This window comes from Aurantimonas litoralis, assembly GCF_026153195.1.
GTDB classification, from domain to species: domain Bacteria; phylum Pseudomonadota; class Alphaproteobacteria; order Rhizobiales; family Rhizobiaceae; genus Aurantimonas; species Aurantimonas coralicida.
In genome coordinates this window covers 455,377-476,668 of the sequence record NZ_JAPFBM010000001.1, presented here as the reverse complement: position 1 = coordinate 476,668, position 21,292 = coordinate 455,377, and the positions used below count along the sequence as shown (strand labels likewise).

Genomic DNA, 21,292 nt, shown 5'->3' with positions numbered 1-21,292 from the left:
TTCGTGAGCGCAGCGCGTGGAGATCGCCGCAGGGTACCGGGCGGCCGAAGGGCCGCCCGGTCTGTTGGCGAGGGGAGACTAGAAGCCGAGCGCCTTGCCCACGGTCTTCTGCCAGTCTTCCGAGCAGGTCGGGTTGACCTTGTCGCAGATCTCCTTCCAGCCGGGGAACGAGATGTCGCGCAGTGCGCTCTGCATCGTCGCCTTGTCTTCCTCGGAGACCGGGATCAGCTTGAGATCGTAGGACTTCACCGTCTCGCAGGGCTCTTCACCGACATTGCAGTTCACGGCGTCCTCGAAGATCTCTTCCGAATAGGCCCAGATTTCCGAGACGAGACCGTCGAAGGCCGCCTGCAGCTTCTCCTGGTCTTCCGGGGAGAACTTGTTCCAGGTGTCGAGGTTGATGCCGTAGCCCTGCACCGCGATCTGGAAGGCGATCGGTAGCATGTTGCTGGTTTCCTCGGGCCAGCCGGCGGTGTTGGCCGAGCTCGGGCCGGTGATCGCGCAGTCGATCACGCCGCGGGCGAGCGACTGCTGCACTTCCGAGAAGCCGAGCGGCACCGGCGTTCCGCCGACCGAGGACACGAAATTGGCCAGGCTCTGGTCGTAGACGCGGACCTTGTTGCCGCTGAGGTCGGACAGCTTGGCGATGTCGGGCTGGCAGAACAGCACCTGCGGTCCGAACGGCCAGACGCCGAGGAGCTTGGTGTTGAACTTCTCCTGCAGCTGCTTGTCGACGACCGGGCTGAAGGCGTCGACGGCCTTCTTGGCGGTGGCATAGTCCGGGTTCTGGCCGACGAGGTCGAGGCCGAGAATGGTCGGCTCGTCGCGCGAGACCTGGGACATGCGCAGGGAGATGATGTCGAACAGGCCGCTCTTGAGCAGCCGCAGCTGCTCGGTGTCCTTGACGCCGGTGACGTCGACCGGCGTGTAGGTGGCGCTGACGTCGAGGCCGGTCTTCTCCGCCATGTTCTCGAAGAAGGGGGCTTCGTAGTTCTTCTGGATGAGGCCGGTGGACGAGGGCTGGCCCATCACCTTCAGGCTGATGGTCTGCGACAGGGCGGGCGCCGCAAGGGCTGCCGTGCAGGCGGCGGCAAGAAGCAGGGCTTTGATCTTCATGTTGCACTCTCCGTTGATGCCGGCTGTCCGGCAGGGGATGTGTCAGGGCCCGAAGCGGACGGGACGCCTGTCGCGAAAGCCTGCGTTGGCCGCAGGTCTGTCATCTGGGAAAACTCCGGGAACAGCCGGCCCCAGCCGGTGATCCGCGCGGTGTCGAGCCCGACGAGACGGGCCGTCGCAAAGGCGGTGATGGCGACCGAGTCGATGACCGGGATGCCGCATTCGCGCTCGAGCGCGGCGACGACCGGCGCGCCGCGGAAATTCGTGCAGACGATGGCGATCATCTGCGGCCTGGCCGCCGCCACGCCGCGCACGCAGTCGGCGATGGCCTCGGGCGTGTATTCGCAGAACGAGAAATTGCCGCGGTCTTCCAGGTGCCGTTCGGCCACCACCGCGATGCCCTGGCGCGCGTAATTGGCGACGATCCGCTCCTGGACCTCGCCGAGATACGGCGTTACCAGCGCGATGCGCGCGACGCCCGCCGCCCGGAACAGCCGGTCATAGGCCAGCATGGTCGTCGTGGCGGCGATGCCCGTCGCCGCTTCGATCTCGCGGCACAGCTCGACGTCGCGCTCCAGTCCGAGCCAGGCCGAGGAGGTGCCGTTCCAGGCGATGACGTCGACGCGGGCGTCGGCCAGGAGGCGCGCCGCATCGAGGACCGGGGCGAGATCGAACTGGGCCTGCGAGCCCTGCGACATGGAGATCTCGGTGACCCTGAAACGGCCGAAATGCACGCTCGCCTCGGCGCCGAAGGGGCGCAGGATCTCGGCCGTATAGGGTTCGAGAACGGTGTTGGAAGACGGCGTCAGCATCCCGATGCGAAGCGGCGCGCCTGCCTTCCGACTGTCTGGCCTTTCGGCCCCTGCCTGCGTCAACTGGGTTCACCCTCGCCGCAACGTCTTTCGATCAGCAGCATTCAATTGTTAATTGAATTCAGTGTAAACCCCTGTCATCGCTGAAATATACGCCAATCACTGGCGCAAATTCTTGCAGGCTGCCCAATTGAGAAGCGGTCGTGAAGGCCATAGCGCCGCCGTCTGGAGGCGTGCCTTGGCTGCGGAGCCTGACGCAGCGGGATGCGGGCGATGCCGCGCGTGGTCTGCCGGGCGAGACAGAATCATCGCCGCCATACGGGGCCCCGGCAACGCAGGAGGCACCCAAGCGGCCCTTGGGCGACAGGCTTGGCTGCGCGCTGTGGAGGCTGCGGCACGCGGCGGCGGACGGAGGGCTGGCGCCCCATACGGAGCGGCCAGCCCCGCGCCTATTTCACTGCGGGCAGACTGGCGGTCTCGTATTCATGGACGAGCGTGCGAACGAGGACCGGATCGTGCATCTCCATCCGGAAGAACCGGGCCGGACGCACCCCGCCCGACAGGACGCCCAGCGTGCCGCACATCATCGCCGTGCCCGGTTCCAGCCGCCCGTCGCCAGCCGCGAAGGGACACGCCGCGATCAACTGGTCCAGTGGCCGGATCTTCGCCACGCCGCCATCCTGATACGCCGTCCACTCCGCCGCCGGATCGTCGCGCACGAAGGACCGCAGGAGGATGTCGTCGAGATGGTCGCGAACGTCGCCATAGTCCCAGAGCGTGGTCGCCACGGGCTTGGCGCAGACCTGCTTGGACAGGGCGACCGAATGGCTTTCCAGTTCGCGGTCTGTGTGATCGGAGCCGAGACCCAGATACAGGGCTTCGCCGTCGTCGATCAGCAGCGGTTCGACCTCGCCCGACGAGGTGGCATCGACCACCTGGATCACCGTCTCGCTGGTGAGGAGCTGCGCGCCGATCCGGTAGAACAGCGGGACTTCGGACGGGGGCGGGACGCCGATCGCCGCGAGTTCGGCGATGTGGTGATCGACCGCCGCGCGGTCGCGGCCGGTCCAGCCGGCGATGACGGCCTGGCGGATGGTGATCGACAGCGGGCCGTGGCCGACGCGTTCGAAGCTGAGGGTTGAGGACAAGGAAACACCTGCAAAGCGGGTTGAGGAGGGGACGAGACGCAACGGTGAGGCCGTTGCAGGGTGAGTGCAACAGATCCCGCCGGTCGGGCCGCGCCGCGGAACGGCCCGGCGCTCCGCTTTCCCCTGCAAAGCCCGTGCCAGACCGCGACCCGAGATGAACGGGTCGCGGCGATCGCCGATCCGGCGCCGGGGATTTGCGTCCGCCGCTATCTCAGCAATGCGCGCAGGGACGGCTTCTCCGCCAGCCGGGCCAGAAGCGCCGGGGTTTCCCGCGACGGCGGCGGGACCGCCTCCAGCGCGAGCGATTCCTGGTGCGGCGCCGTCGCGGTGAAGCGCCGGCGCGCATTGGCATGATGGAAGCGCCACAGCACTTCCGCTGCCAGTTCCTCGGGCATGGTGGCGGCTTCCAAGCCAGCGATCGATTCCGTCTCGCCGATCGTCGGCGAGAGGAACCGCCGCAGCGGCGTCACGTGGTCGACCGCCAGCGGCACATCGGCGACCAGCTCCAGCCCCGCCGGAATGGCATGGCTGACCATGGCGCCGGCATTGACGAGGCCAGCCCCCATGCCGCGGGCCCAGCCGGCCGGCCGGTAGGCAGTGGCGACGAGCGCATCGTTGAAGAGCTTCTGGACCGTGACACCGGCGGCGTCCGCCTTGGCCTTGAGCGCGGCCCGGCCGCCATTGGCGGCGATCCAGAGCGCCGCGACGCCGGCCGTCAGCGAACTTGCGAGGGTCGTGCCCTGCGCCGGTTCAACGAGGTTGTTCGCGCCGTCGGCCCGGCTCTTCCGAGCGCCCCACACCGCTTCGCCGAAGGCGCTGACCGTGACGGTATCGCCGGACGAGGTCTTCTCCCACGGCATGTACTGGTAATCGACCGCCGCGACCGCCGTGGTCAGACCCTGCGGCGCGAAGCGGGCCGGGAAGATGACCGCGCCGACGCAATTGCCGGCGGCGCAGACGACCACCATGCCGCGGCGCACCGCGGCCCGCAGCGCCACCTCGACGGATTCGATCGGGAACGGGCTGCCGAGCGCCATGATGATGACGTCGCAATCGGTGGCGATCGCGTGCTCGATCGCCGCCGGAATACGAGACTGTCGGATGTCGATGACCGAGCGGATCGCCCGGATGGGCAGGATCTTGGCGTCGGGTGCGGCCCCGGTGACGCTGTTCGGGCCGTTCGTGGTCGCGTCGGGATTGATCGTGCCGCGACTAGACACGACGCTGGCGACGAGGGTGCCGTGGCCGGGATTGGACATCAGGCCGCTGGTCGAGAAGCGGTCGCGCGCATCGGCGCCCCCTTCCACCAGGTTAAGATGCGGCTTGGTGGTGGTGATCACATCCGCAAGTTCGTTATGGGCGCTGTAGCCGGTGTCGATCGACGCCACCGTGACGCCGTCGCCGCGCGTCTTCTTCCACGCCGCGAGCACGCCGAGGCTGTAGGGAGCCCAGCCATGTTCCGCGGGGCCTTGATCGTCGGTGGAACAGAAGCTGAAGATCGATTCCGTGGCGATCTCGCGCGCCACCATCGCTTCGCCGACGAGCGAGTCGATCAGTACGGGGCGAGCCGACGCGACCTCCGGCAGCTCCGTCAGGGCGCGCGCCGTTTCGAAGGCGATCGCCTCGTTGCCGCGGACGGAGAGATCGGGAAAGGTCAGGATGAAGAACCGGTGCCCAGTCTCTTCGCCGACGACGCCGGAGAAGGCCGGCCGCAGCGTGAAGGCGACATCGCCGAAGGCCGCTTGCAGCGCGGCGTCGAGGCCGTCCACCGCACCCGATTGCGCGACGATGGAAAACTCCGCCATTTCGTCATCGGCGGGTGCGCCGCGTTCGCGCCATTTGCCGAGAAGCGTCCGGATCTGCGTCATCACCATTCTCCCCTTCTGCGTTTCCTCACCGAAAAGCGTGCCGGCCGGCGCCGGCTGATCCGTCCTGCGGGGAGCGACGGCAGCCGCGCATCCATGCCGGACGTGCCCGACGCCTGCGGGGCGCCCGTCCGCAGGAGGCCGGATCTGCACAGTGGAACGGCGGATCATCCATCGGAGGGGACGATCGTTCGGAAATAGTCGAGGCGCCGGTCGAGAAGCAGGTGGCGGAGCGGCCGCGATTCCTCCGCACCGGGCGAGACGGGAACATCCTCGATCCGCAGGTCTCTCTCGCGGGTCGCAAGCTGCGTGGCGGCGGAACGGAAGACGAGAAACGGCTCTGATGCCCGTGTTTGTCGGGCGGTGTCCGGGTGGCTGCGTTCGGCGGCAATCCGGCTGGCCCGCGACCAGAGCTGTGGCCAAGACGCGCCGTAGCCGTCGAGGCAGCGATCGGCGGTCATCATGTCGTCGTTAAGGGTGAAGATCCGCGCCGTCTCCACCACCAGTTCCGGGCGCCGGGAATGACGCCGGACAGGCAGGTCCTTCGGATGCGAGATGGTCGGCAGGATCGCCTTGCGAAACTGTTCGATCGTCAGCATCGGAGCGAGGAAATTGGCACTGGAGATGACCGGGGCGGTTTCGAAGATGTCGCGGTGTCCGAGGATCGCGGCAATGAAGAGCGCGCCGAAGCCGTGGCCGGAGAGGTGATAGGAGATGTCGCCGGCTTCGTGCCGCTCGCGCTGGAACGCGAACATGTGGCGCAGAAGTTCACCCGTTTCGCCAAGGCGCCAACCGCCATCTTCGGCATCGAAGCCGCGGATCGACTGCGCGGTGCTCTCCTGGATCTCCTCGATCAGGCGGTAGGGGACGAGCGAGGCCTGGCCTTCGATCTCGTGGTCCTTTTCCGGCGTCGTCGCCAGACCGGCCCGCTCGTTGAGCCTTTGGACGATCCGCGCGCAGGACGCATAGATTTCCGCCGACAGGACGTTTTCGAGCAGGATGAAGATCGGGTAGCAGCCGCGCTCCTTCAGCGACGCGGACATGTCGCGGATCAGGGTCGCCGCGGCGATCTCACCGGCCTGCAGTTCCATGGCGTGGATCAGCACATGCCGGTAGCGGCGCTTGCCGTCGCGGATGATGCGGACCGTCTCGAGCAGCGTCTGCCTGTCGGTGTGGTAGCTGCCGAAACGGTCCAGTCGTCCCTTGGCCAGCGGCACCACATGGCCGATGAGTTCGAGCCGCGAAGGCGCGGCATCGGCCGAGGTCGGCGCGCGCTCGAACCCGGTTCGCCCCATCAGCGCAAGCGCGTTACGGGCGACGCTCGGCCGATCGTGCGAGCCACCGGCTGGCGACAGCGGCGCACCGAGCCGCAGGACCCACAGATCGACGATGTTCTCGGCCCAGTCCTCGTAGCTCCAGTGGGCGAGGCCATTGTCGCCCCAGCTCGAGCCCCAGGAATTCTGCAGGATGAAGCCGTTCTGGTCGTAGCCGACGAGGACGAAGGCGTGCCGCCCCTTCTTCGCGATGCCCTGGCGCGCGCGGTAGGGGATCTCTCCGCCCGGTGCGGCCCAGCCATCATGGATATCGGCGGAGGCAAGGACGAGACCGACATCGTTGAGTGCGACATGGAGGTCGGACAGCCGGGGGCGCACCCGGAAATACGACCCGAGCTGCATCTTGCGCGCACTCTCGAGGATCGCGCGCGTCATGTGCCAGTCGTAGCTTCCGTCGACGCTTTCGACCCCGCGCTCGACATCGATCGAGCACACGCCGTTGTAGAAGAACCCTTTCAGAACGCCGCGGACGGACGATCCCCGGTAATTCTCGCCGTCGAAATCGTCGTGATAGCGCGCCACGCTATAGAGCATCCGGGCGCTCGCCCAGGGGTGGTCGAGGGAGGCGTCGCCCTGTGCGCCATCGGTGTCGAGGTCACGCGCCCGCAGATGGTCGACGATCGAGGCCAGCGCATGTCCCGTGCAGGAAGGGTCCATTCCCTGGTCGCGCACCCGCGTCGGTCGCCACCAGCCGTGGTCGCCCGGCTGCACGCTCGGCCGCAGCGGGATGAGCGGCGGGCTGTAGAGGAAGTCGCGACGGTCGCCCACATCCACCCGCACGTCGAGGATGCGCGCGGTGCCCGAAATATCGATCGTGCCCGATCCGGGGATGCCGGCGCCCATGGTGTTCAACCGGCCACGATGTCCTGCAGCGACCCGAGCGGCTTCATCTCGTCGGCCACGATGGCGAGCGGTGAGGTGGCCGAGACGGCTTCGTCGAGGCGGCGCGTTCGCTCCTGCGGCGGCATGGCGAAGGTGTCGGCATCGCGCAGGACATGGAAGTCGAGGCCGGTGATCCGTTCGAGCGCGCAGACCGTCACCTGATGGGTTTCGAAGCCGGATCCGAAGACGATTTCCAGGTCGCTCTCGCTGACGAGATGATCCTGAAACAGCATGAAGGCCTGCGCCTGCAGACATGTCTCGCTGCCGCGTCCGCGCCGCACCCTGCCGCGGGACACGACGAGCTTCCAGAACGCCATGGGCACCTTGATGCCGGACGGCTTGTGCACCGGATCGCAGCCGCCGAAGACGCAGCCGACGAAGACCGAGACCTTGGCGTCGCGCGCGTCCGTCTCGTCGAGAATGTGCTCCTCCAGCGCCAGCCAGATCTTCTGGTTCAGATTCTTGTGCTGGGGCGCGATGTTGGGAAAGAACATCGAGTCGCGATTGGCTTCCTCGGCTTCAGCCTTGTCGCCCCAGGTCGGGTCGAGCCGCCGGATCAGATGCCCCCGGTCGAAGGGGTTCGACGCGTAGAGTTCCTCGCCGGCCTGATCGGTCTCGGCAAGCCGCGGGTCGAGGTGGAACTTCGAGACGCGGCGGGGCCGGCGGAGCGTATCGCCATCGATATTGGCGGCGGCGAAGAAGGCCAACCGACGCTTGCGGTTCATCACGACCGAGAAGTGTCGATAGGCAAGGACAGTTTCGCCGCTTTCGGTCTTGGCGACCTTCTGCTGCTGCAACGGGTTGAGCTGCGGCAGCGGCACGGCCAGCGGCCCGGTTCCCAGGAAGTCCGGACGGTAGCCGTCGCGGCCCTCGAAGGTCCCGGTTTCGGCCTCGGCTTCGGAGACACCGCGTCGACCGGTGGGATCGGCCCTCGTCTGGAAGGCCGGCACTGCCACGCTGGTCTTGCGCAGCACGCGATGAATGGCGTCGGCCTTGGCCGCGTAATTGGCGGTCAGGGCGCTTCCGGCAAAGTGCAGGCCGATGGCAAGGCCGCTCTCGATGTCGAAGACGACCGAGCCGGAGTTTCCGCCGAGCGTCGTGCAATTGTGGGTGAAGACATTCGCCGACTGCCCGAAATCCATGATCCGACCGGGGGCCAGACGCTTGACGTTGTAAATGTCCCCAAAGATGCGCGCCATCGCGTCTCCAGGATTGCGTGGGTCGCGTGCGGGATAGCCGACGACTCCGATGAAACCCTCGTCGGCGCCGCCCGCAGACAGTTGCAGCGGGTCGCCCATTCCGGCGATCGCCGCGGCGTCGACGCGCAGCACCGCCATGTCGATCGCGCTGTCGCCCACATCTTCGATGTGTAGGATCGCGTTGACGAACAGCTCCATCTGCGCGGTGGAGAGATGCTCTTCGGCGAGATCGACCTTCGCCTCGATCCCGCGTTTGATCTCGAAGCCCCCGTTGCGGGCCTGCGCAAAGATGCTGGCGACGTGTCGATTGGTGATGAAGACGTCGGTATCAACCCGCCATGCGGTGCCGACCCATTTGTAGTCCGGATGGTTGACCAGGTCGACGCGTCCGGTGTTGGCGATGACGTGGCGGATCTTGTCGCGATAGGGAGAGAGGCGCGTCCGCCAGGTCTGGCTTTCCGGTTCAAGGTAATCGCCATTCTGGATGAGCAGGGACGGGTAGCCGTGGAGCATGACGATCGCCTCGGCCGCGATCGGTGCTTCGAGATTCGTCTTGCCCGCCTTCAGCCGCATCGCCGCCTCTTCGAAGCCGGGAGACGCCGCCGGCATCTCCTGCGATCCGGTGGGGTTGTGCAGACTGAGAACCCCCTCAAGGGCTTCCCTGTCTTCGAGCTGCGACTGGAACACCGTTTTCATGGCAAACTCGCTGAATATCCTGTCAGCGTCAGTCTACTCTCATCTTACGTAACGTCAAATAAGGCGCATCTCCTGATTGCATAGCAGCCGGCGACCGGGCCGGGATGCCACTGGTCGTCAGGTGCCGACGGGCGCTTAGCGGCGGAGGGTTGTGGCGACGAGGCTGAGGGCGGTGATCGCGGAGGTCTTGGGATTGTCCGGCGAGGCGCGGTTCTCGAACCGCAGGACGGCGTCGCCGGCCGCGCCGGTGATCGCGATCTCGTGGGTGTTGCGGGTGACCCCGGGGTCGGCGACGACCCGAACCCGCGTGCGCTCGAAGCCGGCGGCCAGCGCGATCGTCAGCCCTGCATTGAGGTTTTTGGGATAGAGCTTCGCCGCTTCCGGCGCACTGCCCTCGAACAGCGTCACCGGCTCGGTGCGGGCAGTGTCGGCGAGGCCCAGCGCCGTGAGTTCGCCGGCCCAGGCGGCGGGCGGCTTGCGGGAGGTGTAGGTCACGGCGATGTCGCCGGTCAGAGCGGCGGCGGCGATGTAGTCGAGTCCGCCAACGGCGCCGGCGGGGACGATCAGCCGGGCCCCGCTGCGCACGCAGATCGCATGGATGCGTGCGGCCATCTCCGGCGACTGCAGGGCGCCGACCGAGGCGGGGACGACGTCGATGCCGCTGTCGAGGCAGTGCGGGACCATCTCGGCGAAGGCCTCCGCCGAGGCGGCTTCGATGATCGCGTCGGGCTTCCAGGCGATCAGCGCGTCGAGATCGGCCGCGAAGGCCACGCGCTCCGCGAGGGCGTCCACCGGTGGCCTGCGGGTCAGGACCATGACCCGGCAATCCGCGTCGGCGGCGAGCAGCGCCGCACAGGAACGGCCGGCGGCGCCGTAGCCGATAAGGCCGATGCGCCGCATGCCCGAGGTCGGGACGGCTGCCATCCTCAACTCCTGTCGACCGTGCCGCGGGCATCCTTCAGCCCGCGCAGCGCGATGATCGACCGGTCGCGCCAGGCGACCTTCTCCTGCAGCTTGTCCAGCGGGATCTTGTTGCGGGCATAGGCTTCGAGCGCGTCGATGGATTTGTCCGTCACCACGTCGGCAAAGCCCAGCTCGCTGGCCATCTCGTTGAACAGGAAGCCGAAATTCTCCAGATACTGGCGAATGCCGCCCTTGGCGTTCAGGTCGACGCCCTCGAAGGGGCCGAGAAACGCCCAGCGCAGGCCAAAGCCCTGGCTGATGATCTTGTCGATATCCTCGGCCGAGATCAGATCCTCGTTGAGGCAGCGGAACATCTCGACGACCAGCGCCGCCTGCATGCGGTTGAGAACGAAGCTCGGGATCTCGCGCTTGATGTGCACCGGCGTCTGGCCGCAGGCCTCCATGAAGCGGAAGGTCGCGTCGGTCACGTCCGTCCTGGTGAAAGGCGCCGGGCAGATTTCGGTCACCGGCAGGAGATGCGGCGGGGTCGCCGGGTGGACGACGATGCAGCGGTCGCGGCAGGCAAGATCCGAGGCGAATTTCGACACCGGGAAGCTCGACGTGGTGGTGGCGAGGATCGCGTCGGTGCCGGCCAGGCGGTCGAGCTCGGCGAAGATCGCCACCTTGGCGTCGAGCTTCTCGACGATGCATTCGTGGACGAAATCGGCATCGGCCACCGCGTCGGCGAGATTGTCGTGGATCGATATGCGGGCGCTCACCTGGGCAACCGTCTCGCCGGGCCGCAGCAGTGCGTCGGAAATGGCGATCGCCTCGGCCAGCCGGCCGGGCAGGGCCGCCCGGCCCTCGGCGCTGTGGTCGTAGATCGCGACCTGCAGGCCGCTGCGCGCATAGACGATCGCCCAGGATGCGCCGATGATGCCGGCACCGGCGATGGCGACTTTTTCAATGCTCATGGTGACGTCCGATCATCGTCGCGATGCGGCGCGCGCATCGCACAGGGCAGGGAATGGCGGCGCCCAACGGCGCCGCAGGCGTTCAGAATTCGGGAACCCAGCGGCGCGTCTGCTCGCTCTCGTCCTCGTAGCGCCCCTCGAAGATCGGCGAGGCGATGGTGGCGCGCACATGCAGGATGTCGTCGCCGACATTGCGGAAGCCATGCTGGGCCCCGGCCGGAATCAGCACCGACTGGTTGGCCGTCACGACCACGGTCTCGCCGCCGACATGGATTTCCGCGGTGCCGCCCATGACCTCGAGGATCTCCTCGACCGCATGATGATGCGTCGGCGCGCCGAGGCCCTTTTCGCACCATTGCTCGAAGACGCAGATCTGGTGGGCGCCGGTCACGGCGGACACCCGCATCTGGGTCATGACGCCGTCGCGCCATTTCTCGAGGACGCCGTCATTGTGGTCTTTGATCAGCATGACATTCCTGCCTTCGTGTGTCTGGTCGTGCGAGCCGGATGCCCTGCACCGTCACGCGGCGGGGCCATTGTCCTCACGTTCTGCCATTCTGTACGCAAGAAAACGATGCCGCGTGCGATAGCCGGGTGGGATGCGGAGCAGCGCCGGGTCATCGAAGGCCGGCGGCCCAGTCCGCGACGGCGGCGACGAAGGCGTCGGTCCGGGAGGCCGGGAAGAAGTGGCCGCCTTCGGGCAGAAGGGTCAGGGGCGCTGTGGGCAGCGCCCTTGCCAGTTCGCGCTGCAGGAAGGCGGGCACGATCATGTCGTCGGCGGCGCCGATGATCATCGCGGGCATCGTCAGTCGCGACACCGCCGCGCGGCCGTCGAAGGCGAGCAACGCCTCGATCCGCTCGGCGACGACCTGCCGGGCCGTCTCACTTGTGGGGGCCTTCGCCACCGCCCGCTCATAGGTCGACCAGTTGGCCTCCAGCCATTCCGGCGCATAGGAAATCAGCGTCGCCGTGGCGGTGTAGGCGACGGGATCTTTGCGCAACAGGTCGAGGCGGGTCCGGAACAGCGCCGTCATGTAGCGGCTGGGCCGCAGCCATGTGGCGCTGAGGGCCAGGCCGCTCACCCGCTCCGGTGCCCGTGCGGCCAGATCCTGCGCGATGCAGCCGCCGGTCGAGTGGCCGACGATGGTCGCCGCCTCGATCCCGGCGGCGTCGAGCACCGCCTGAACGTCATCGGCCAGTTGCGCGATGTCCGTTCCGGCCGTGCCCCGCGTCGAGGCGCCGATGCCGCGCTGGTCGAAGGTGAGCACCTCGAACCGGTCGCGCAGGCCCGCCACGACCGGCGCCCAGAACCCGGCTGTCCCGCCGAGCCCGCTGACCAGGACGAGCGGCGCGCCGGCGCCCTCGCGGCTGGCCTTGAGGACGGCGCCATCGGCGGTGGAAACGGAAAAGTCGCTCATTGCAGCGGCGAGACGTCCGTGGGGACGAGGATCCGCGTGTTCCGGCGCTCGACGAGGCAGCAGGCGGCGAAGGCGCCGGGCTTGCCCGGCCGGATATGGTCGTCGCGTTCTTCAAAGATCATCGGAAAGCGTCCGTCGTTGGCGTCTTATGGCTCGACCGTAGACGATTCTGGGCGTCCGGACAGCGCCAGACGGGAAGATGCACAGGGGCCACGGACGAGAGGCCGGCAGCCGCATCACCGCGAGGCCGGGAGCTCCTACGGCATCCTTCTCACCGCCGGCTTGCGAGCGAGGCCTTGAGCACCGCGATCACCTTGTCTTCCATCTGGGCGACGTTGATGCGCATCATGTCGGGGGCGGTTCGGGCGACGCTGAAGACATTGCCGGGGGCCAGCAGCACGCCGTCCCGCAGGGCGTGCCGCGCGAGTTCGGTGGCGTCCGCCCCGTCCGGCAACCGGCACCACAGCGCAAAGCCGCCGCGGGGGAGAGTCCAGGGTGTGATACCGAGGGCGCCGAGCGCCGCGATGGTCTGCTTCTGCCGCCGGGCAAGGCGCGTCCGCAGAGCGCTCATATGCTTGCGATAGCTGCCATCGCCGAGGGCAGCATGGACGATCCCGGCAGCGACCGGACTGGCGCTGCCGAAATGCGTGGCGACCTGCAGGTCCACCAGCCCGTCGATCCAGTCGGGCCGCGCCGCGATATAGCCGCATCGCACCGAGGCCGAGAGGGTCTTGGAGAAGCTGCCGATCCGGACCACCCGGTCGAGCCCGTCCAGCGCGGCGAGACGCGGCGAGGGCTCGGGTTCGAAATCGGCGAAGATGTCGTCCTCGACGATGATCATGTCTTCAGCCGCCGCAAGGGTCAGGATCCGGTGGGCGGTCTGCGGCGAGAGCGTCGCGCCGGTCGGGTTGTGGATCGCCGAATTGGTGACATAGAGCCTTGGGCGATGGACCGCGACCACGGCCGCGAAGGCCACCGGGTCCGGCCCGCTCGGCGTCTGCGGCACGCTGACGATTTGCACGCGATGGGCGCGCAGCAGCGCCTGGAAATTGAAGTAGCAGGGATCGTCGAGAAGCACGGTATCGCCCGGCTGCAGGAAGAACCGGCACAGAAGGTCGAGGGCCTGGGTGCCCGATCCGGTGAGCAGGATCTGCTCGGCCCCGGCCGCAATGCCCTCCGCAGCGAACTGCCGGGCCAGATGCTGGCGCAGCGGCAGCGAACCGCGGGTGCCGCCATAGTCCGACAAGACGGCGGCGTCGGCCCGGGCGAGCCTGCGCAGGGCGCGGCGTACCGCTTCGTTCGGCATCCAGTCCGCCGGCAGCCAGCCGCAGCCGGGGCGCAACGTGTCGGGATGGGCGTCCAGCGACTGGCGCGACACCCATAGCGGGTCGATGTCGCGTTCGGCCCGCGGCGCGATTTCGGCCAGGACCAGCGGCGGCGCCGTGCCGGCCGCCGCATAGAAGCCGGAGCCCGGTCGCGACCGGATCAGCCCCTCGGCGGCCAGCCGGTCATAGGCTTCGACGACGGTCGAGGGCGAAACGCCCATGGTGCGGGCAAAGGCGCGCACCGATGGCAGCTTCTCGCCGGCCACCAGGCTGCGGGCCGCCAGACGCCGCCGGATCTCGTCCATCAGCGCCGCGGTGCGGGTCGTTCCCGGCCGGGTCGCGTGTCTGGAAACGCCCAAGTGTGCGGCCTCCGTAACCCATACAGTTCGGCAAAATTGTAGGGGATTGTCGCTACCGGCGCCAGACCCGATGGACCTAGAAGGAGGGATGCGACGGGGCGGAGCATTTCCATGGAACGAACGACAGCGGGCTGGGGCAGCGGTCTCCTCGGCGTCATCATCTTCAGCGGCTCGCTGCCGGCGACGCGCGTTGCCGTCGGCGGTTTCACGCCCTTGTTCCTGACTTCGATCCGGGCGGTCATCGCCGCGATCCTCGCCACGCTGTTGCTGCTCCTGCTCCGCCAGAAACGGCCGGCCATCGGCGATGTCGCGCCGCTGGTCATCGTCGCGGCGGGCGTGGTGGTCGGCTTTCCGCTGCTGACGGCGTTGGCGCTCCAGCATGTGACGGCGGCCCATTCGATCGTCTTCATCGGCCTGCTGCCGCTGATGACCGCGATCTTCGCGGTGCTGCGCGGCGGCGAGCGGCCGCGCCCGGCCTTCTGGCTGTTCTCGGTGGCCGGGGCTGCGGTGGTGGCGGGCTTTGCCCTCGCACAGGACGGTGCGGCCTCGCTGGCGGGAGATCTCCTGATGATCGCGGCGATCGTCCTGTGCGGGCTCGGCTATGCCGAGGGCGCCGCGCTGTCCCGCCGCCTCGGCGGCTGGCAGGTGATCTCCTGGGCTCTCGTCTTCGCCCTTCCGGTGATGGCGGCGATCGCTGCTGTCTCTTGGCCCGCGAGTTTCGCGGATGTCGCCGCGCCGGCCTGGGCGGGCCTTGCCTATGTGTCGGTCTTCTCGATGCTGGTCGGCTTCGTCTTCTGGTATCGCGGCCTGGCGCTGGGCGGGGTCGCCGGCGTCGGGCAATTGCAGCTGCTGCAGCCGTTCTTCGGCCTTGCGCTGGCCGGCCTGCTCCTGGGCGAGCCGGTGGCCTGGACGATGATCGGGGCCTCGGTCCTGGTGGTCGCGTGCGTCGCCGGCGCCCGGCGCTTCGCCTGATCAGAGGGTGAAGGCGCCCTCGAAGGCGTCGAGGGCGGCGTCGGGGTCGCCGCTGGCAAAGGCCTCCATCGTCACCGGGCCGCGATAGCCCATGGCAGCGAGAGCGTGGGCGATGCGGTCATAGGCGATCTCGCCGGTGCCGGGCTCCATGCGGCCGGGCACGTCGGCCACCTGGATTTCACCGATATAGGGCAGGGCGCTGCGGCAGAGTTCGATCAGATTCCCCTCGCCGATCTGGGCATGATAGAGGTCGAGGTTCAGCCGCAGGCCCGGCCGGTCGATGGCCGCGACCAGCGCCAGCGTGTCCTGCGCCCGGGCGAAGGGAACGCCGGGGTGGTCGACCGGCAGGTTGAGATTTTCCAGCGTGAAAACGACGTCCATCTCGTCGGCGAGGTCGGCGATCCTCGCCAGCGTGTCGCGGGCTTTCAGCCACATGGCCCCGGTCATCGTCTCGCTGGGCACCACCGGCAGGCCGCCATCGCCGAGCCCCGTGCCGTGTAGGTTGAGTCGCGCGACGCCGAGCCGCTTGCCGACATGGGCGGTCTCGCGGGCGGTGGCGAGGAGTTCGGCCGCGCCCTCGTCGTCGGCAAGGCGGCCGCGCAGATAGCCGTTCATGATCGAGAAGGACGCGCCGGATCGCTCCAGCATGGCCAGATCATGGTCCGGCCAGTTCCAAAGGCCGACGGCGAGGCCGCGTTCGGTGAGGCGCTGCAGCCGCCATTCCATCGGCCGGTCCCGCCAGATCATCTCGGCGCAGGCGGCCAGTTGAAACGGTCCACGGGTCATGTCGCGATCCTGTCCTGCCGCGTCGCGGTCAATGGCCGGTCATCGCCGCGGTGATGGCGACGCGGCGGTTTTCGGCAAAGGAGATGTTGGCGGCTTCGGCCAGGGCGAGGGCATTGACGCCGTCGTCGACGGTGGCCGCCAGCAGCCCGCCGCCGACGACGCTGTCGACGAAGCGCGACCATTCGATCGCATAGGCGCGCATGTAGCGTTCGAGGAAGAAATAGACCGGCTTGGCCGAGACCACGCCGGCCGTGGTGGATTTTGCGACGGTGTTCTCGGCGACGTTCTGCGCCTCGAGCATGCCGTCCGAGCCGAGCATTTCCACCCGCTGGTCGTAGCCATAGACGGCCCGGCGCGAATTGCGGATCGTCGCGATGCGCCCGTCCGCATAGCCGAGCACCACGGCCGCCGTGTCGATGTCGCCGGCCGCGCCGATCTCCTTGTCGACGAGGCAGGAGCCCGTCGCCGTCACCGTCTCGGGCATGCCGAACAGCCAGGCGCACATGTCGAAATCGTGGATCATCATATCCCGGAAGAGGCCGCCGGAGACCTTGATGTAGGAGACGGGCGGCGGCGCCGGATCGTAGGAGGTGACCGCCAGCAGCTCGCCCTTGCCGATCTCGCCGGCGACGAAGGCGTCGCGCAGGGCCGAGAAGTTCGGATCGAACCGCCGGTTGAAGCCCATCATCACCGGCCGGCCCGCTGCGGCGACGGCCTTCTTGACCCGGAGCGCGCGTTGCAGGTCGAGGTCGATCGGCTTTTCGCAGAACACCGCTTTCCCCGCAGCGATGCCCCTCTCGATCAGGTCGGCATGCGTGTTGGTGGAGGAGGCGACGAGGATGGCGTCGATGCTGGCGTCGGCGAGGATGTCGTCGGCCTGCCGCGCGGCGATGCCGTGCTCGGCCGCCAGCGCGTCGGCGGCATCGCTCATCACGTCGGTGACGGCGACGAGTTCGCTGCGCCGGTCCATGCGGATCGAGGCGGCATGCACCTTGCCGATGCGGCCGGCGCCGAAGAGTGCGACTTTCATGGCAATGTCCTCAGGAGGTCTGGAGCGTGACGCGCTGACCGGTCCGGCTGGCGTCGTCGATGGCGTGGATGACGGCCTCGTAGGCGAGGGCGTCGGTGAAGTTCGGCCGGGCCGGCGGTCCGCCGGCAAGCGCGCGCAGCATGCTGGCCGCCTCGATGGTCTTGAGGTCGCCAAAGCCGAGCTGGTGTCCGGGCGCCGGGCAGAAGGCGCCGTAGGGCGCGTGGGCGGGACCGGTGAGGATGGTGCGGAAGCCCTGGCGAGCGGCCGGGCCCTCGTTCACGTAGAGCTGCAATTCGTTCAGCCGCTCCTGGCTGAAGAGGAGCGTGCCGCGCGTGCCGTGCACCTCCCAGTCGAGGCGGTTCTTGCGGCCCCAGGCGGCGCGCGAGGTGCACAATGTCCCCTGCGCCCCGCTGGCGAAGCGGACGATGGCCGAGGCCGTGTCCTCGTTCTCGACGGCGGCGTCGCCGGAGCCGTCGGGCATGGGCCGCGTCGCATGGACGATCTGGGTGTCGGCGATCAGGCTCGCGATCGGCCCCATCAGCGCGACCGCCATGGAGACGAGGTGGCAGCCGAGATCGCCCAGTGCGCCGAGGCCGGCATCGGCCCGCCGGGCGCGCCATGTCCAGGCGAGATCGCCGTCGGCCTGGTAATCCTCGTCCACCCAGCCGCGGAAATGGACCGGCTTGCCGATGACGCCCTCGGCGATCAGCCGGCAGGCATGGGTGAAGGCGGGGTTGTGGACGTAATTGTAGCCGACGAGCGTGGCGACCCCGGCAGCCTCGGCCGCCTTCGCCATGGCCTGTGCGTCGGCCAGCGTCAGCGCCAGCGGCTTTTCGCAATGGACGGCCTTGCCCGCCGCGATCGCCGCGAGGGCCATGTCGCGATGCAGGGCGTTGGGCGTGGTGATCGAGACGAGATCGACCGCCGGGTCGGCAATGACGGCCCGCCAGTCCGACGTCGCGGCCGCGAAGCCGAACTGATCGGCGAACGCCCTTGCACGTGCGGGCTCGGCGTCGCACAGGCATGCCATGCGGACCACCGGCACGTCGCCGAACACCGCGCGTGCCGCCCCATAGGCCAGCGCATGGGCCTTCCCCATGAAGCCGGTCCCGATGAGACCAAGACCCACCACCATCGACTCCTCCCGCCGATTGGAATATAAATTCCATAAAGGGATGCGCTCGCAGCGGGCGGGAGTCAAGTCAGGAGAGCGAGATGAACAGTTCTGCCGAGGGGGTACCCCGGGCGCCGGCCAGTGTCGCCGAATTGCTCGCCAGCCTCGACAGGATCGACGGCACGCTGCCCAAGCGGCTGAAGCAATGCGCCATCTGCCTGCGCGCCAATCTCGATCGCGTCGCCGTCTCCACGGTTGCCGACATGGCGCAGCTGGCCGAGGTCCCGCCCTCGGCCTTCATGCGCTTCTGCCAGACCCTCGGCCTGTCCGGCTATTCGGAGATGCAGGCGCTGTTTCGGGCCGAATACGCCCAGATGCGACCGGACTACACCGAGCGCCTGACCCGGCTGCGGGCGGAGGGCGCATCGGGCGCCGGGCGCCTGGCGGCCGATTTCGCCGAGGCCGGCATCAAATCCCTGATGGACATGTCGAAAGAGCTGGATGCCCAGCAATTGCAGGCGGTGGCGGAGCGGTTGGCCGGGGCCCGCACGATCCATCTGGTGGGTCTGCGGCGGGCCTTCGCGGTGGTGGTCTATCTCGCCTATCTCCTCGACAAGATGGGCGTGGCCTCGATGCTGCACCACACCACCGGGCAGATCGAGAGCGACCATGCCATCGGAGCGGACGACGCGCTGTTCGCGGTGACCTTCGCGCCGTTTTCACAGGAGACCCTGACGCTCGCCACGCGCGTCTCGGAGCGCGGTATTCCGGTTCTGGCGATGAGCGACACCACGACCTGTCCGCTCGCCGACGTCGCGGAAAACCTGCTGATCGCACGGGAGGTGGAGGTCGGCGGTTTCCGTGCGCCCAATGCCGGGCTGGCGCTCGTCACGGCGCTGGCCGTGGCCATTGGCGGATTACGTAAGGAAAAGGGTTGACACGAGGCGTCGAGAGGGCGTTTATGGAATAATTGTTCCAAAATGCTCGGGAGTGAGGGCGATCTGGAACGACCTGAACCCGGCTTCGGCCGGTTCCAAATGCGGGAGAACCCGCATGTGCTCAACGGGAGGATCCATGAACACGTTCCTGAAATCGACCATCGCCGCCGCGGCCATCGCCTTCACCGGCCCGGCCTTCGCCCAGCAGATCATCGTGGTCTCGCACGGCCAGGCCAACGACCCGTTCTGGTCCGTGGTCAAGAACGGCGTCGACCAGGCCGCCAAGGATAGCGGCGCCGAGGTCGACTACCGGGCGCCCGAGACCTTCGACATGGTGCAGATGAGCCAGCTCATCGACGCCGCGGTCAATCAGGAGCCGGACGGGCTCGTGGTGTCGATCCCCGACGCCGACGCGCTCGGACCCTCGATCGAGCGGGCCGTGCAGGCCGGCATCCCGGTCATCTCCATGAATTCGGGCTCCGACGCCTCCAAGGGGCTCGGCGCGCTGCTGCATGTCGGGCAGGACGAGTTCACCGCCGGCAAGGCGGCCGGCGAGCAGCTCGCCAAGGATGGCGGCAAGGTCGCGATCTGCGTCAACCAGGAAGTCGGCAACGTCTCCCTCGACCAGCGCTGCGAGGGCTTTGCCGAGGGCTTCGGCGGTCAGGTCGAGGTCGTGCCGACCCAGAACGATCCGGCCGAAGTCCAGTCGAAGATCCAGGCGGCGCTGACGTCGAACCCGGATATCGACACCGTGCTCGGGCTGGGCGCCTCGCTCGTCGGCGAGCCGGCCCTGAAGGCCGTCGAGGCCGTGGGCCGGAGCGGCGACGTCAAGATCGCGACCTTCGATCTGTCGGCGACCTTCCTCGAGGCTGTCGCTGAGGGCAAGGCCACCTTCGCCATCGACCAGCAGCAGTTCCTGCAGGGCTACCTGCCGGTGACCTTCCTGGCGCTCAACGCGAAATACGGTCTGGTGCCGGGCGGCAACGTGCCGTCGGGTCCGAACCTCGTCACGCAGGACAAGGCCGGCCAGGTCGTCGAGCTGTCGGCGCAGGGCATCCGCTAGGCCTCAGGGCCCGATCACGACGCCGGGACTGCGGTGCGTCCGCAGCCCCGGTGAGGGAAGGGGTCTTCGGACCGCTTCCCGACCTTGCCGGCCGATCCGCCGTCCAAGGTGGCTGCACGCACGCCGCGCCACGCCCGGCGGTCCGTCCGCACGGCAGCCCGCATCCGGCGGAACGACGACCCGAAGCATCTTCGACCCGGCATGCCGGCCCCGCGGCCACGGCGAAGCCTTGTCCAGAAGGAGGAGAAACGATGTCTGACACACCCCAGGTGGTCGCCGACGAGCGCCTCAAGCGGGAGAGTTTCGGGGCCCGGCTGATGAAGCGGCCGGAGCTCGGCGCCATCGCCGGTCTGGTCGTGGTCACGGTGTTCTTCATGGTCACCGCCGACAGCTCCATGTTCACCCTGTCGGGGATCATGAATTTCATGACCCCGGCCGCCCAGCTCGGCATCCTGGCCATCGGCGCGGCGATGCTGATGATCGGCGGCGAGTTCGACCTGTCGATCGGCTCCATGGTCGCCTTCGCCGGCCTGATCTTCGCGGCCTGCACGGTGACGCTCGGCCTGCCGCTGATCCTGGCGATCCCGATCACCTTCATGGTCGCGGCCGCGATCGGCTCGGTCAACGGCACCATCGTCCTGAAGACCGGGCTGCCCTCCTTCATCGTGACCCTGGCCTTCCTGTTCATCCTGCGCGGCGCCTCGCTGGTCGGCCTGAAGATCGCCACCGGCGGCTCGACGCAGCTGCGCGGCGTCCGCGACTCGGTGGAAAGCGACTGGCTGATGCCGATCTTTTCCGGCGACGCCTTCACCGGCCTGTTCGCCTGGATGGCCGAGACCGGGATCATCGACACCTTCAACAACGGCACGCCCAAGGTGCCGGGCATTCCGGTCGAGATCCTCTGGTTCGTCGGCCTGGCGCTGCTGGCGACCTATGTCCTCACCCGCACGCCGCAGGGCAACTGGATCTTTGCCGCCGGCGGCGACAAGGTCGCGGCCTCCAATTCCGGCGTTCCGGTGCGCAAGGTGAAGATCTCGCTGTTCATGTTCGCTGCCTGCTGCGGGGCGCTTGTCGCCATCATCACGGTGATGGACGCGGGCTCCACCGACGCCCGCCGCGGCTTCATGAAGGAGTTCGAGGCGATCATCGCGGCGGTCATCGGCGGCTGTCTCCTGACCGGCGGCTACGGCTCGGCGATCGGCGCCTTCTTCGGCGCCATCATCTTCGGCATGGTCACCATCGGCCTGACCTACACGAGCTTCGACCAGGACTGGTTCCAGATCTTCCTGGGCGGCATGCTGCTCGTGGCGGTGCTCTTCAACAACTACATCCGCAAGCAAGTGACCGGGGAGCGCTGA

The 21,292-nt window shown here is 68.0% G+C and carries 19 protein-coding genes; 4 read left to right on the top strand and 15 right to left on the bottom strand.

Going from position 1 to position 21,292, the window contains the following annotated elements:
• Nucleotides 1-78: 78 nt before the first annotated feature.
• The 12 genes from N7I30_RS02285 to N7I30_RS02230 all read right to left on the bottom strand — a co-directional run bounded on the left by N7I30_RS02285 (nt 79) and on the right by N7I30_RS02230 (nt 13,977).
• Nucleotides 79-1,116, bottom strand: a complete 1,038-nt coding sequence (locus tag N7I30_RS02285) for a TRAP transporter substrate-binding protein (RefSeq protein WP_024350134.1) — start codon at nt 1,114-1,116, stop codon at nt 79-81.
• A complete protein-coding gene (locus N7I30_RS02280) occupies nt 1,113-1,928 on the bottom strand; it encodes a maleate cis-trans isomerase family protein (protein WP_498636418.1) in 816 nt (271 codons plus the stop codon). The genes N7I30_RS02285 and N7I30_RS02280 overlap by 4 nt, the downstream gene beginning before the upstream one ends.
• 449 nt (nt 1,929-2,377) lie before the next feature.
• Nucleotides 2,378-3,076, bottom strand: coding sequence for a DUF2848 domain-containing protein (locus N7I30_RS02275; RefSeq protein WP_498636416.1), 699 nt, complete (start codon nt 3,074-3,076; stop codon nt 2,378-2,380).
• A 206-nt stretch (nt 3,077-3,282) separates the two neighbouring features.
• Complete coding sequence (locus N7I30_RS02270) at nt 3,283-4,944, bottom strand: S8 family peptidase (RefSeq protein ID WP_498636414.1); 1,662 nt, start codon at nt 4,942-4,944, stop codon at nt 3,283-3,285.
• A gap of 164 nt (nt 4,945-5,108) precedes the next feature.
• The gene (locus N7I30_RS02265; protein ID WP_498636412.1) at nt 5,109-7,127 is read right to left on the bottom strand and encodes a C1 family peptidase; all 2,019 of its coding nucleotides are present in this window, start codon (nt 7,125-7,127) and stop codon (nt 5,109-5,111) included.
• Complete coding sequence (locus tag N7I30_RS02260; RefSeq protein WP_498636410.1) at nt 7,124-9,052, bottom strand: DNA/RNA non-specific endonuclease; 1,929 nt, start codon at nt 9,050-9,052, stop codon at nt 7,124-7,126. The genes N7I30_RS02265 and N7I30_RS02260 overlap by 4 nt, the downstream gene beginning before the upstream one ends.
• Before the next feature lie 135 nt (nt 9,053-9,187).
• Nucleotides 9,188-9,976, bottom strand: coding sequence for an aspartate dehydrogenase (locus N7I30_RS02255; RefSeq protein ID WP_498636408.1), 789 nt, complete (start codon nt 9,974-9,976; stop codon nt 9,188-9,190).
• Between the two features lie 2 nt (nt 9,977-9,978).
• Nucleotides 9,979-10,929: a 3-hydroxyacyl-CoA dehydrogenase gene (locus tag N7I30_RS02250; protein WP_498636406.1), complete on the bottom strand. Its 951-nt coding sequence runs from the start codon at nt 10,927-10,929 to the stop codon at nt 9,979-9,981.
• An 82-nt stretch (nt 10,930-11,011) separates the two neighbouring features.
• On the bottom strand, nt 11,012-11,398 hold the full coding sequence (locus tag N7I30_RS02245) for a cupin domain-containing protein (RefSeq protein ID WP_498636404.1): 387 nt from the start codon (nt 11,396-11,398) through the stop codon (nt 11,012-11,014).
• A gap of 148 nt (nt 11,399-11,546) precedes the next feature.
• Nucleotides 11,547-12,347, bottom strand: a complete 801-nt coding sequence (locus tag N7I30_RS02240; RefSeq protein ID WP_498636402.1) for an alpha/beta fold hydrolase — start codon at nt 12,345-12,347, stop codon at nt 11,547-11,549.
• Entirely contained in the window at nt 12,344-12,469 is a 126-nt protein-coding gene (locus tag N7I30_RS02235; RefSeq protein ID WP_498636401.1) for a hypothetical protein, read from the bottom strand. Before N7I30_RS02235 ends, N7I30_RS02240 begins: the two co-directional genes overlap by 4 nt.
• A gap of 149 nt (nt 12,470-12,618) precedes the next feature.
• Nucleotides 12,619-13,977 carry an aminotransferase-like domain-containing protein gene (locus N7I30_RS02230; RefSeq protein ID WP_498637100.1) on the bottom strand — a complete coding sequence of 453 codons (1,359 nt, stop codon included), beginning with the start codon at nt 13,975-13,977 and terminating at the stop codon, nt 12,619-12,621.
• A 165-nt stretch (nt 13,978-14,142) separates the two neighbouring features.
• On the opposite strand from N7I30_RS02230, the gene N7I30_RS02225 reads away from it, so the two are divergent.
• Entirely contained in the window at nt 14,143-15,003 is an 861-nt protein-coding gene (locus tag N7I30_RS02225; protein WP_498636400.1) for a DMT family transporter, read from the top strand.
• Here the strand turns inward: N7I30_RS02225 and N7I30_RS02220 are convergent, their stop codons facing one another.
• Genes N7I30_RS02220 through N7I30_RS02210 form a run of 3 tightly spaced genes read right to left on the bottom strand, consistent with a single transcriptional unit; the run spans nt 15,004 to nt 17,954 of the window.
• Nucleotides 15,004-15,789 (bottom strand): TIM barrel protein, encoded by a 786-nt coding sequence (locus N7I30_RS02220; RefSeq protein WP_498636399.1) that lies wholly within the window; start codon nt 15,787-15,789, stop codon nt 15,004-15,006.
• Between the two features lie 28 nt (nt 15,790-15,817).
• Nucleotides 15,818-16,819, bottom strand: a complete 1,002-nt coding sequence (gene iolG / locus N7I30_RS02215; RefSeq protein WP_498636397.1) for an inositol 2-dehydrogenase — start codon at nt 16,817-16,819, stop codon at nt 15,818-15,820.
• Nucleotides 16,820-16,829: 10 nt separating this feature from the next.
• Nucleotides 16,830-17,954 (bottom strand): Gfo/Idh/MocA family protein, encoded by a 1,125-nt coding sequence (locus tag N7I30_RS02210; protein ID WP_498636395.1) that lies wholly within the window; start codon nt 17,952-17,954, stop codon nt 16,830-16,832.
• Nucleotides 17,955-18,034: 80 nt separating this feature from the next.
• On the opposite strand from N7I30_RS02210, the gene N7I30_RS02205 reads away from it, so the two are divergent.
• The 3 genes from N7I30_RS02205 (at nt 18,035) to N7I30_RS02195 (ending at nt 21,292) form a co-directional block, all read left to right on the top strand.
• On the top strand, nt 18,035-18,871 hold the full coding sequence (locus N7I30_RS02205) for a MurR/RpiR family transcriptional regulator (RefSeq protein ID WP_498636393.1): 837 nt from the start codon (nt 18,035-18,037) through the stop codon (nt 18,869-18,871).
• A 136-nt stretch (nt 18,872-19,007) separates the two neighbouring features.
• Nucleotides 19,008-19,934 carry a sugar ABC transporter substrate-binding protein gene (locus N7I30_RS02200; protein WP_498636391.1) on the top strand — a complete coding sequence of 309 codons (927 nt, stop codon included), beginning with the start codon at nt 19,008-19,010 and terminating at the stop codon, nt 19,932-19,934.
• 251 nt (nt 19,935-20,185) lie between these two features.
• Nucleotides 20,186-21,292 (top strand): ABC transporter permease, encoded by a 1,107-nt coding sequence (locus N7I30_RS02195; protein ID WP_024350156.1) that lies wholly within the window; start codon nt 20,186-20,188, stop codon nt 21,290-21,292.